Source organism: Collinsella aerofaciens (assembly GCF_032584215.1).
Lineage (GTDB): Bacteria > Actinomycetota > Coriobacteriia > Coriobacteriales > Coriobacteriaceae > Collinsella.
Genome location: NZ_JAWHPN010000016.1, coordinates 13,110 through 25,887 on the forward strand (window position 1 = coordinate 13,110; position 12,778 = coordinate 25,887).

The 12,778-nt window shown below is 58.1% G+C and carries 9 protein-coding genes; 6 read left to right on the plus strand and 3 right to left on the minus strand.

The features are described 5' to 3' along the window. Positions 1 to 9 precede the first annotated feature (9 nt). From RX395_RS05985 to RX395_RS10260, 3 genes are all read right to left on the minus strand, one after another. Positions 10 to 1,173 carry a phosphoglycerate dehydrogenase gene (locus RX395_RS05985; RefSeq protein ID WP_316366214.1) on the minus strand — a complete coding sequence of 388 codons (1,164 nt, stop codon included), beginning with the start codon at positions 1,171 to 1,173 and terminating at the stop codon, positions 10 to 12. A 72-nt stretch (positions 1,174 to 1,245) separates the two neighbouring features. Beyond that, positions 1,246 to 2,370 carry a 3-phosphoserine/phosphohydroxythreonine transaminase gene (gene serC / locus RX395_RS05990; RefSeq protein ID WP_316366216.1) on the minus strand — a complete coding sequence of 375 codons (1,125 nt, stop codon included), beginning with the start codon at positions 2,368 to 2,370 and terminating at the stop codon, positions 1,246 to 1,248. A 103-nt stretch (positions 2,371 to 2,473) separates the two neighbouring features. Next, the gene (locus RX395_RS10260) at positions 2,474 to 2,818 is read right to left on the minus strand and encodes a type II toxin-antitoxin system Phd/YefM family antitoxin (protein WP_394815230.1); all 345 of its coding nucleotides are present in this window, start codon (positions 2,816 to 2,818) and stop codon (positions 2,474 to 2,476) included. Positions 2,819 to 3,135: 317 nt separating this feature from the next. On the opposite strand from RX395_RS10260, the gene RX395_RS05995 reads away from it, so the two are divergent. The 6 genes from RX395_RS05995 (at position 3,136) to RX395_RS06020 (ending at position 12,773) form a co-directional block, all read left to right on the plus strand. Continuing rightward, a complete protein-coding gene (locus tag RX395_RS05995; RefSeq protein ID WP_316366217.1) occupies positions 3,136 to 3,786 on the plus strand; it encodes a DUF1819 family protein in 651 nt (216 codons plus the stop codon). Position 3,787: 1 nt separating this feature from the next. Continuing rightward, the gene (locus tag RX395_RS06000; protein WP_316366218.1) at positions 3,788 to 4,480 is read left to right on the plus strand and encodes a DUF1788 domain-containing protein; all 693 of its coding nucleotides are present in this window, start codon (positions 3,788 to 3,790) and stop codon (positions 4,478 to 4,480) included. 78 nt (positions 4,481 to 4,558) lie between these two features. Next, positions 4,559 to 8,221 carry a BREX system P-loop protein BrxC gene (gene brxC / locus RX395_RS06005; protein ID WP_316366220.1) on the plus strand — a complete coding sequence of 1,221 codons (3,663 nt, stop codon included), beginning with the start codon at positions 4,559 to 4,561 and terminating at the stop codon, positions 8,219 to 8,221. 66 nt (positions 8,222 to 8,287) lie between these two features. Beyond that, positions 8,288 to 10,804, plus strand: coding sequence for a BREX-1 system adenine-specific DNA-methyltransferase PglX (gene pglX, locus RX395_RS06010; protein WP_316366222.1), 2,517 nt, complete (start codon positions 8,288 to 8,290; stop codon positions 10,802 to 10,804). 9 nt (positions 10,805 to 10,813) lie between these two features. After that, positions 10,814 to 11,659, plus strand: coding sequence for a hypothetical protein (locus tag RX395_RS06015; protein ID WP_316366224.1), 846 nt, complete (start codon positions 10,814 to 10,816; stop codon positions 11,657 to 11,659). Positions 11,660 to 11,804: 145 nt separating this feature from the next. Next, complete coding sequence (locus RX395_RS06020; protein WP_316366226.1) at positions 11,805 to 12,773, plus strand: BREX-1 system adenine-specific DNA-methyltransferase PglX; 969 nt, start codon at positions 11,805 to 11,807, stop codon at positions 12,771 to 12,773. Positions 12,774 to 12,778: the final 5 nt, after the last annotated feature.

Here is a 12,778-nt window from a genome sequence, read left to right on the forward strand (position 1 = left end):
CAGCCGGCGCTACTTGATCACGCGTACGCGATACATCGACGGAATCCGCTTGAGCGCCTCGATGGTGCTGCTGTCCAGGTGCTCGTCCGTGTCGAACATGGTGTAGGCGTTCTCGCCGGCGGACTCGTTGGTCATACGCTGCACGTTGGCATTGTCCTTGGCCAGGATCGCCGTGATCTGGCCGATCATGTTGGGCACGTTGGCATGCAGGCAGGCGATGCGGCTCGCGGCGCGCGCCTTGCCCATGCTGCAGGCAGGGTAGTTGACGCTGTGCGCGATGTTGCCGTTCTCCAGGTAATCCTTGAGCTCGCTGATGGCCATGTCGGCGCAGTTGGCCTCGGCCTCGCCGGTGCCGGCGCCCGAGTGCGTGGTGATAAACGTATTGGGCATCTTGACGGTCTTGGGCGTGGCAAAGTCGCAGCTAAACCAGCTGAGCTTGCCCTCGCGCAGGGCAGCGTCGACGGCGTCCTCGTCAATGATGGTTTCGCGCGCGTAGTTGATGAGGACGGCGTTGGGTGCCAGCAGGTTAATCTGCTCTGTGCTGATCATGCCGATGGTGTCTGCCTTGCTGGGCACGTGCACGGTGAGGTAGTCGCAGCCGCGGCACAGATCCTCGAGCGTGCCCACGCGCTGCACCTCGCGGCTCAGCACCCACGCGTGCTCAACGGAAATGAACGGATCGTAGCCGTAGACGTTCATGCCCAGATCGACGCAGGCGTTGGCGACCTTGGAGCCCACGTTGCCCAGGCCGATGACGCCGATGCGCTTGCCCTTGAGCTCGCGGCCCACAAAGGCCTTCTTGGCCTTCTCGGCATCGACCTGAATCTCGGGATCGTCGGCGTTGTCGCGCACCCAGTTCATCGACTGCACCACGCCGCGGCTCGAGAGCACCAGCATGCCCAGGACGAGCTCCTTGACGGCGTTGCTGTTGGCGCCGGGGGAGTTAAAGACGACGACGCCCTTCTTGGCGTACTCCTCGACGGGGATGTTGTTGACGCCGGCGCCGCAGCGGGCGATGGCGCGGATGCCCTCGGGCAGCTCGTAGCCGTGCAGGTCGGTCGAGCGCATCAGGATCGCGTCGGCCTCCTCGGCGGTGCCCACAAACTCGTAGCCCTCGCCAAACTCGACTTTGCCGTCTTTAGTGATGTCGTCGATGGTCTTAATCTTGCGCATGGAAAAACTCCTTAGCAGGTTTTGATCTAAACAGGTTGGTCTGAGGTGGCTGGTCGGCCCGCGTGCTGCGGGCTAGTTAGATCGCGGACTCAAACTATGCTGCGCTTCGAAGTCCTTCATGTACGTGGCCAGCGCCTGTACGTCCTCCATGGTGACGGCGTTGTACACGCTGGCGCGCATGCCGCCGACGAGGCGATGGCCCTTGACGTTTTGAATCTGGTGCTCTGCCGCGCCTGCGACAAAGGCCGCGTCGAGGTCGGTATCGCCGGTACGGAACGTGACGTTGGCGATGGAGCGGCTGCCGGCCTGTGCAGTGCCATGGAACAGCACACTGTGCTCGAGCAGGTCGTAGAGCAGGTTGGCCTTGGCCCAGTTGCGCTCGGCCATGGCGGCAAGTCCGCCGGTCTGCTCAACCCAACGGAACACCTTGCCGCATACGTAGATGCCAAAGGTGTTGGGCGTGTTGAGCATGGAGCCCTTGGCGGCCTGGGTCTTAAGGTCCATGTACTGCGGCGTCTGCGCAAAGGCGGGGCCTTCGGCGATCAGGTCGTCGCGCACGATAACCACGGTGACGCCCGCGGCGCCGGCGTTTTTCTGAGCGCCGGCGTAAATGAGCCCGTAGCGCTCGACGTCGAGCGGCTGCGACAGAAAGCAGCTCGAGACATCGGCGACCAGCGGCACGTCGCCGCAATCGGGCAGCTCGTGGAACATGGTGCCAAAGATGGTGTTGTTCTGGCAGATGTAGACGTAGTCGAGCCCGTCGCCCGCGGCCTCGGCGGCAATGCGCGCGTTGAGGCCAGCCATGGTGGGTATGCGGTCGAAGTTGGTGTCCTCGGAGCTCGCGAGCAGCACGGCCTCGCCGTACTTGGCGGCCTCTTTGTACGCCTTGTTGGCAAAGTTGCCGGTCACGACGTAGCCGGCGCGGCCGCGGCGCATGAGGTTCATCGGGATGCCCGCAAACTGTAGCGTGGCGCCGCCCTGCAAAAACAGGACGCGGTAGTTGTCGGGGATGCTCAGCAGACGGCGCAGGGTTGCCTCGGTGTCGTCGAAGATCTGCTGGTACATGCTAGATCGATGGCTCATCTCGAGCACGGACATGCCGCAACCGCGGTAGTCCATCATCTCGTCGGCGATCTCGGCGAGCACGCTTGTAGGCAGTGCGGCCGGGCCAGCTGAGAAGTTGTGCACACGTGCCATCTTCTAGTTCCCCTCGTAGTCGTTTGAACGTTCGGGATACTTTAGCACAGTGGAGCGCAAGGCGCGACCGTATCACGGTAAAACTCGACTGCGCCGCTATGATTTACAGGATGGTTACATGGGGGAGGGGTGACCTTACCTGATGGCTCGCATCCGATCCGCCTCGGCCTTCGCCTGCTTCCAAGGACGCACGCGGCCGTTGGTGAGGTCGTCGTAGCCACGAGCGATGGTACGTTGAATGTGATCTTCGCGTTCCTGAATGGTAGTTAGCGCGCGTCTGCTCGTCATAGGCCTCGGCATCCATGACGACAAGCGATGCGGACCCGTTTTTGGTTAGGTAGACGGGCTCTTTGGTTTTGTGGCAGCTATCTGCAATAGCGCCAGAGTTGCGCTGCAGATCGGAAATAGGCTTTACGACAGGCATATGAAACTCCTTACATAGAATCATATGTATAACTCTATGTTGAGTGTAGCGGAGGGTGGCGTTAGGCGCGTGCGTGCCTGCATTCGTAAGCGCGGTTGTCTGGCAAGTGTGATTTGGGGCGACCTCGTCAAAGCTTCTGAGCTGCGAAAATGACCGTTAACCGGATTAAATTTTGTTGCTCAACATTTGACACTCTGGGCGTGGTAACTTTTTTATCAACAGGTATGATTATTGTCATGTGCGCCGCGCCTGCCTGCCGGGTTGCGGCGCACTTGTGACAGCCTTTGACACCCTTGGAGCGTGTACTGTGGATGTAACCACAAAAAGCGTTCGGGGGGGGGGTGCTCACTCGCGAGCAATTCCTCCCGCATGAGATGCGCATCGTCGCTGCCCTTCGTATGCAGGGCGCAAGCGACGAGCAGGTCATTGTACGCGTAAAGAGCGAGAACCTCTTTCAATATCCCACGGAGCGCATGGTCGCCAACCGCGCAACCGTGTGCCTTCGCCGCCTTGACGCCATGGTGCCCACGGACGCCGTATGCGCCGCGCGCGGCATCGACCCCAAAACCGCCGTCGAGGCTGCGTCATCCCTAACCAGGCTCATGGCATCCGGCACTCCCACGCAGGCGGACCAGGCCATCTTCTACAGCATGATCTGCCGCTACGATATCGTGCGCGAGCTCGTGCTCGTCGAGATGGGGGAGCGCCTACAAAACTTCGATTATGCCTTTACGGCGGTTGACCTCAACGCCTTTATGACACGCTTTACCACGGAGTATCCGGACGCGGCCCGCTGGACTGAGGCCACGGTCAAGCGCATTAAGGGCTCGCTCCGCCAGACGCTCCGCCATGCCGGTCTTATCGGCGAGGGCCAGGGCCCGGAGTCCGAGCGCCTGTCACCACTCTTCCTCGATTCCGATGTCGAGCGAGCCTTGGTTCAGCTGGGCGAGCAGTCGCTTATCGCGGCCCTTACCGGCAGGGTGGTGATGTAGCGTGGCTCCCGTCAAAAGCGCCGTCGACCCTGTTATCACCCCGGCGACCGATCTCACCACCAATATCGGCATCCATTCCCGCAAGAGCGTCGTGGCGGCGCATGCCCGCTCCGAGCGCGCCTGTCAGGAATTTGAGCGCCGTGCGCAGCTTCTGCGCGAGTGCCTGTGCAGCGAGGACTTTTTGGCCAACAAGGGCATAGGCAATGAGATCGGCTTCCACACTTTTTGCTATGACCCCGCGCTGGAGTTTGAGGCGCGTGCATTATTTGACACCCTTTCACGCGATGCCGAGGCCGACAAGCTTCCATGCACGCTCAAGGTCGTGAACCTTTACGACGCCGTGCTGGCAATTCTCGAAAAGCGCCGTGTCCTCAAGGCTATCCCGCACCAAGAGGAGCGCCGCGGTACCCAGCGCGTGCTCGAGGACGTGGCCAAGTTCGCCTCGCCCGAGAAAGTCGCCGCGTACATCCTTGAGCAGACCGAGCCGCACGCGCCTGGAGACGTCGTTCTCCTCACCGGCGCGGGCGAGGTTTTCCCGTTCTTTCGCATACACACGCTTCTCCACTGCATGCTTGCGGATTTTGATGAGGTGCCTGTGGTCGCCGCCTATCCGGGCAGTTTCAACGGCTCTTCTTTCCAGCTCTTTAACCGTCTGCCGGCCGACAACTACTACCGCGCCATCGATATCTCGTAAGCACGGCTCCCCGCAGGCAAGTCCCTGCCGCTGGTAACAACCCTTTGCCATAACGTTCCCAAACCCAAAGGAGCACCCATGGACAACACGATCATTCGCGACCTCTTTGCAAAAGACATCAACCGCTCCATCAACGGCGTGGTCAAGGTCCAGGATTCAAAAGATGGGTCCATCCGCCAGGAGCTTGACGAGTACGTGGTGACGCGCGAGTTGCAGAGGCACTTTGCCACGTTCTTCAAGGCCTACGGCGATGCTATCGATGCGCGCACCGACAAGATCGGCGTGTGGATCAGTGGTTTCTTCGGTTCCGGTAAATCGCACTTCCTCAAGATGCTGAGCTACCTGCTCGAGAATCGCCAGATCGGCGGCAAGAGCGCCATCCGCTACTTTGACGGCAAGATCGTCGACCCCATGGTCGCGGCTGCCATGGAGCGCGCCTGCTCGGTGCCCACGCAGGCCATCCTCTTTAACATCGATAGCAAGGCGGGCCAGTGGAAGCAGGGCGATACGGCTCCCACGGCGCTGCTTCGCGGCTTTGAGCGCATGTTCTACGAGGCGCGCGGCTTCTACGGCGAGGACCTCAAGCTTGCAAAGCTCGAGGACTACATCGATTCCCTGGGCAAGACCCAGGAGTTCCGCGAGGCCTTTGAGCGCGTCAACGGCGAGTCCTGGCTCCAGGCCCGCGACACCTACAGCTACTTTGAGGACGACGTCGTCGAGGTGCTGCAGAGCGTGCTCGGCATGAGCGAAAAGGCCGCATGGAACTGGCTTGAGGGTTCTGAGGACGAGGTTTTGGCCCCCGATGTCTTTGCCAAAAAGGTCAAGGACTACGTGGACGCTCAGACGGCGGGCCACGGCGGCAACTTCCGTTTGCTCTTTATGGTCGACGAGGTGGGTCAGTTTATTACAAACGACAAGGACCCAAGCCTTATGCTGAGCCTTCAGACCATCGTCGAGGAGCTGGGTACTGCCTGCGGTGGCCGCGTGTGGGTGATGGTCACGAGCCAGGAGGCCATCGACAACCTGAGCCTGCCCGTGGGCAACGACTTTTCAAAGATCCAGGGCCGTTTCAATACCCGCCTTTCGCTCTCCAGCTCCAGCGTGGACGAGGTCATCCAGCGCCGTGTGCTCGAGAAGACCGCGCCGGCGGCCGATATGCTTGCACGGGTCTACGAGCAAGACACCGCCGTGCTCAAAAACAACTTTACCTTTGAGGGTGGCTCGCGCTCCGACCTTGCCGGCTACGCCAACTCCAAGGATTTTGTGGCCAGCTACCCGTTTGTGGGCTATCAGTTTAAGCTCCTGCCCGACGTGATGACCGAGGTGCGCAAACACGGTGTCAAGGCCAAACACATGTCCACAGGCGAGCGCTCCATGCTGAGCGCGTTCCAGGAGAGCACTCAGGCCATCCAGCATGACCAGACCGGTGCACTCGTGCCGTTCTGGCGCTTCTTCAACACTATCTCCAAAGACCTTGAGCACGGCATCATCCAGGTGGTCGATCGCGCGGTCCGCGCGGCCGAGGACGCAAAGGGCCTTGAACCCTACGACGTTCAGGTGCTCAAGCTTCTGTACCTGATTCGTTACATCGGCTACGTCAAGGCCACGGTCGAGAACATCTCCATCTTCATGATAGACGGCATCGACGTGGACAAGCGCGCCCTCAAGGACCGCGTCAAGGAGTCCCTTGCCCGTCTGGAGCGCGAGAACTACGTGGCGCGCCAGGGCGATACCTATAGCTTCCTCACCGACGAGGAGCAGGAGATAGCGCAGGAGATCGCATGCACCTCGATCGATAACGCGCAGGTGATCGAGTCTATCAAAAAGCGTCTGTTCGACAGCATCTATACCGCGCGCAAACTCAACCGCGGGGCCAACGACTTTCCGTTTGACCGCTATGTGGACGGCTCAATCCACGGTACCAGCACGGGCGGCATGGAGCTTTACGTGGCGACTATGGCGAGCGACCTGGGCCGTGCGGACGATACCGAGCTGGCCTTGGCTTCTTCGGGCAAAGCCATCGTGGTCTTGAGTGACGAGGCGGATTATTGGGAGACGCTCGTCAACGCTGCCAAGATCCGTAGGTACGCCAAGACGCGAAATCTCCAGGAGTTTCAGCCGAGTACGCGCCAGATCGTCGAGTCCAAGATGCGCGAGGCGGCCTATAACGAGAAGGAGGCCGATACCCTTTTGAGCGAGGCCGTGCTCCATGCACGTTGCGCGGTCAACGGCCGCATGGTTGAGGTCCGCGCGGCCAAACCCGCCCAGGTCTTTGAGCAAGTGCTGGCGCAGCTGTGCGATGTGGTCTTTGAAAAGGCCGACTATATCGGCGCGCCGGTCACGAGCGATTCCGATATCCGCTCCACTCTGGCGGGCAACGTTCAAGCGGGGCTCGCTGGCATGGGCGCGGGTAACACGCGTGCGCTCAAAGAGGTCGAGGACTACCTCAAAGTTCAGCACCAGCGCCACCTGGATACCGCTATGGGCGATATCCAGCGCCAGTACCAGCAAAGGCCCTTTGGCTGGCGCGAGGTCGACATCGCAAATGTGGTGGCGCAGCTTGTGGTGGAGCAGCGCGCACAGGTGCTGTTTGGCGGTCAGACGGTTCAAGCTAACGACAGCCGCATGGTGGCACTCCTTCGCAAGGATGCCGATAAGGCCCAGGTGCGCTTGCGCATGCGCATAAGCGACCGGTTACTGCGCGCCACGGGCGAGCTCATGCGTGACCTGTTTAATCTCAAGACCGTGCCCTCCAACGAGGATAAGCTCGTGGCCGAGCTCAAGGAGCGCCTTGAGGACTTGCGCGAGGCGTGTCTCGCCATAGCACGCGACTACTACACGGGCATCAAGCCGGCCTACCCGTATCCCGGCGAGAACGAGTGCGAGAAGATGCGCTCGGAGGTCGCCGACGTCCTTAAGGATCAGAGTGAGTCCGAGGCGTTTTTGACTACGTTTACCAAGCATGAGGACCGCTTGCTCAATGCCAAGGAAGATTTTGACAAGGTGGTTGAGTTCTTCGAGTCCAACCAACGAACAGCGTTTGACCACGCCAAGGATTTCTTGAGCCGCACCGAGGGTATCGAGTATGCCTCCGATGACATTCCTAGCGCGGTTGAGAACGTGGCAAAGGTTCGCGAGATCCTCAGAGATCCCAAGCCCTACGGCCGCATTAAAGATCTGCAGCCGCTTATGAATCCCGTCGAGGACGACATGAAAAAGCTGCTGGGTATCCGTCGCAATGAGTTTTTGTGCCGCATCGAGAATGATCTGCAAGACCTGCAGGCGCAGGCTGAGAGTCAAAAGGGCTTTGTCAATCAAGCCAAGGATGCCATAGCGGATGCCGGCGCCAAATACGAGTCGTTCAAAAACCGTGCCCACAGTGCTCAAAGCCTCAACGAGCTGAGCGTTGCTGCGACTAACTGGGGCGACTGGCTCAGCGCGGCAGCCAACGAGATGTACGACGCCGTGGATGAGGCCCGCATGCGTATGGACAACGAGCGCCGCAGCATCGAGGTCACGAGTACGGGTGAGGTGGTCAAGAAGATCTCCAACAAGGGTGCCGCATCGTCTGCGCCCGTGCCCGCGTCCAAGCCCCAGCGCAAGATCAAGACCGTGCGCCGCGCCGATCTGGCCAAGCCGAGTCGTTTCTTGTCCGCAGAGGACGTGGAGCGCTACGTGGACGACCTGCGCTCTCGCCTTATGCAGGAGCTCGCTGCAAACGACGAGATCCGTATCAACTAACCCGCGGAGCCACCGGTACCAAAGCGCGCACCGGTGGCTTATGGCGTTTAGAAAGGCTCATCAACCATGAACGATTCTGCTCTTAAGAGCTTCTGCACCTGGGCCCGTACAGAGCTCATCAAAGGCGTGGAGGCACAGATGGTGCGCTACGGCATCACCGAACCTGCACCCGCGCCCGTTGGGTCCGAGACCGTCAACGGCCTGCCCCTAAGTCCGGCTGAGATTGAGCAACGCGACGAACTGCTGCGCATGCAGGCGGAGGTGGGTCACGAAGCGCTGCGCGACCGTGCGGCCTACACCTGGTTCAACCGCATCGTGGCCATTCGCTTCATGGATGCACGCGGATGGCTTCCCAGCCGTATGCGCATGCTAAGTCGTGCGGACGGCAGCCATGGCAGCGAGGCCGTGGAGAACGCACTGGACGTGGAAATAACGACGGCCGATACCGATCGCATAGCCGAGCTCAAGATGGCGGGCTTGGATGAACCGTTGTGGCGCTACCTGTTTGTTGCTCAGTGCGAGGAGCTTGCCGATTGCCTGGCGGGCGTCTTTGAACGCGTGGGCGGAGCCATGGAGCTGCTGTTGCCCCAGGGCCTCATGATGGCTGACAGTGTGGTGGGCAAACTCAATGCCATCCTCGCTGACGAGGACTGGCGCGAGGGCGTGACCGTTCTGGGCTGGATGTATCAGTACTACAATGCCGACGTTAAAGACGAGTTCTTCAAGTCCAAGCGCAAGGCAGCGGCGGTGGACATCGCGCCCGCCACGCAGCTCTTCACCCCCGAGTGGATCGTGCGCTATATGGTCGAGAACTCGCTCGGCCGTCTGTGGATGCTCAACAATCCGGGGAGTTCGCTACGCGAGCGCATGGAGTATTACATCGAGCCCGATGCTGAGCACGAGGACTTCATCCGCATTTCGAGTCCCGAGGAGATAACCCTCTGCGACCCCGCATGCGGCTCGGGCCATATCTTGGTCTATGCGTTTGAGCTGCTCTTCCATATGTACGAGGAGCGCGGCTATCGTGAGCGCGAGATTCCCGAGCTCATTCTTACTAAAAACCTTGCAGGTATGGAAATCGATTCCCGCGCGGCACAGATCGCGGAGCTGGCGCTTGCCATGTGCGCCCGCGAGCACGACCGTCGCTTCTTTAGGCGTGGCGTTCGCGCCGACGTTACCGTGCTCTCGAGCATCCCGCTAGGGGAGGACGAGCTGCCGGGTAACAAGAAGCTCGCCGAGGAGCTGAGTCATTTGGGCGAGATCGGTTCGCTGCTCAATCCCTCAGAGGACGAGATCGACGAGCTCAAGGCTGCCGCCGCGAGTTGTTCCGATGACCTTTTTGCCGCTACGGCCAAAACTAAGCTCGAAAGCGCTGCCGCCATCTGCGAGAAGCTGTCCCGTCGTTTTACCTGCACCGTTGCGAATCCTCCGTATATGGGCAGCAGCAGCTTTAACCCCTTCATGAGCAAGTGGGTCAAGAAGAACTACCCCGACGTGAAGAGCGACCTCTTCTCCAGCTTTGTCGTTCGCATGTTCAGTCTCGCCAAGGACCACGGCGAGTGCGGAGTCATGTCGCCTTTCGTCTGGATGTTCATCGGAAGCTATGAGAAGCTCCGCAACGAGATTATCGACAACAGAACGCTTACCTCCCTCATTCAACTTGAGTACTCGGGCTTCGCTGGCGCGACTGTGCCCATCTGCACCTACACGTTTCACAACTCACTCATCAAAGGCTACAAGGGAGGCTACGTGCGCCTTTCTGACTTCGTTGGCGCCGCTGTCCAGGCTCCCAAGGCCCTCGAGGCAATCCAAAACCCCGACTGCGGCTGGTTCTACCGCCGCAACGCCGAGACCTTCAGGCAGATCCCCGGCACCCCCATAGCCTACTGGGCCAGTGATGCCCTTGTTGAATCGTTCACAAAAGGAAGGAGGCTCGATGCTGTTGCTACTCCGCGACAGGGCTTGGCGACGAGCGATAATGGCCGCTTTTTGAGGAAATGGTGGGAAGTAGCGCCTTCCAACACATCGCGAGATTGTAGCGGCAGGCCTGAGGCAAAGCAGAGTGGCTCCCGTTGGTTCCCGATTATTCGGGGCGGCTCCTATCGAAAGTGGTGGGGTGACTACGACGAGGTGGTTAACTGGTTTGATGACGGTCGGGAGATGAAGGAAGCAATTCTGTCCAAGTATAGTTATCTCTCTACACCTGATTTTGTGATCAAGAACCAGAACGACTATTTCAAGCCCGCAGTTTCCTGGTCTAAAATTTCTTCCAGCCTCGCCTCCTTTAGGTTTGCGCCTCGAGGGATGCTTTTTGAGGTAGCTGGAGCATGTCTTTTTGCGGAGCCGAACGAGCTCCGATACATCCAGGCTTTCTGCAACTGTTCCATTGCCGAAATTGATTTGGCGTTTATGTCGCCGACTCTAAACTTTGAGGTAGGCCAAATCGGTCAGTTGCCAATCATCCAAGATGAGGCTGCCGAGCCGACTGTCTGTTCACTCGTTGAAGAATCTCGCTCAATTTCAAAGGCGGACTACGATTCGTTTGAAACCTCTTGGGATTTTAAACGTAATCCTCTTGTCTAGGTGATCGCCATGGCTGAAAAGAAGAGGCGCAAGCCTGTCGATAAGACAAAAATTGAATATGTCGAACCTAAGCCAAGCTGGATAAAGGCTGTTAAGGTTAATGACCATAACGATGTCATGGGTTCTATTATTCAGTTTTTTCTGGTTGAATCTCCTTGTAAAGGTGTGAGTAGCAGAGGGATATCGCTTCTCGATTATGGATGGGCCGACTCGCTTCGGATGGGACTCTACACCAACTTTCTCGACACTACCGAAGTGGCCAATCTCTGCGATGGGTCGACGCTATTTACGGCCACACGAAAAGAAGAGATGAAAAATAGGTTTGTTGATGCTGATATGCCTGGCAATTTTGCTTCAACTTGTACCTCAAATCGCGTTGTGGCGCTCATCAACAGCAATTTTGTGCTTGATTTATTTCGGATTATTAGAAATTCGTTGGCACATTGTCGCTTTCAATTGGTCGAAAAGAACGGTGTGGATTTCATTGCTTTTGAAAACGGTATGCCAGGAAAAGATCTCATTGGAGCGGATTCATTTGAGGTGAGTTCTCGTTTATTTCTTAAATGCAGCACTCTCATTGATTGGATTGCTGTGGTTAAGTCCGAGGCTATATATGAGGCGGAAGAAATTGCCCGCAAGAAAGAGACCTCAGAACGGGAGTGGGAAAACAAGCGTCAATTGGTTTTGTCTCGAATCTCGAGTGGGTCCTACTCAAATAAAGATGATCTCGGGAAGGACTGTGAGCTATCTAAGCGTAATTTAGATAAATTGCTTGGCGAGCTGAAGGCCCAAGGGCTTATTGCTTATTCACGTTCTAATCGAAAATGGGAACTTACTGGTGACGCAAATCCGTGAGTAAGAGATGCTTCATCTTTGATTGCAAAGAACGGCGTGTCGAATGAGCTTCTAACGTTTTTTATTGCAAAGAGACTCGCTGTCTCTCGAAAGTGACCTTTTAAATGAAATTAGTCGGCGTTTTTAAATGAGAGGGCGGTCAAATATGGCCACTTTACTTCAAGAAAAATACGAGGCTCGCAAGGCCGAGGTCAACGCTCGCTTTGAGCAGCTTCGCGCCAACGAGGAGGAGCTCAACCGGATCTTTGCCAAGATCTACAACATGGAGGGCGAGGTGCCCATCGAGGTCGAGGACAAGTACGTCTCGGTGGCGCGCATCTTCGATACGGCAGAAGAGATTCCGGAGAGCTACAAGGGCAACAAGTACGTGCGCACCAAGCGCGACGAGATTACCTCGCTCATAAGCTATGCCGTGGGCTGCATGTTTGGCCGCTATTCGCTCGATGTCGATGGCCTGGTGCTGGCAGACCAAGGCGCCACTGTTACCGACTATCTGGCCAAGATGCCCGACCCCGCGCATGTGACCTTTATGCCCGATGCCGATAACGTGCTGCCCATCACCGACGACGAGTACTTTGACGACGACATCGTGCGCTACTTTATCGACTTTGTGCGCACGGTGTATGGCGAGGAGACCCTCGAGCAGAACCTCGCGTTTATTGCCGAGGCCCTTGGCGGCAGGGGAGCCTCGCGCGAGGTGATTCGCGGCTACTTTTTGAAGGACTTCTTTAAGGACCACTGCCAGACGTATAAGAAGCGCCCCATCTACTGGCTGTTCGACAGCGGTAAGAAGAACGGTTTCAAGTGTCTTGTTTACATGCATCGCTACCAGCCTGACCTATTGGCTCGCATCCGCACCGACTATGTGCATGAGCAGCAGGAGCGCTACCGTGCCCAGATCGGCTATGCCAACGATGCCCTTGTTGGTGCCGAGCGCGGCGAGCGCGTGCGCTTGGACAAGCGCGTCAAAAAGCTCAACGACCAGCTCAAAGAGACCATTGGCTACGAGGAGAAGCTGCACCACTTGGCAGACCAGATGATTAAGATCGACCTGGATGACGGCGTCAAGGTCAACTACGCCAAGTTTCAGGATGTGCTAGCAAAGATTAAGTAACTGCA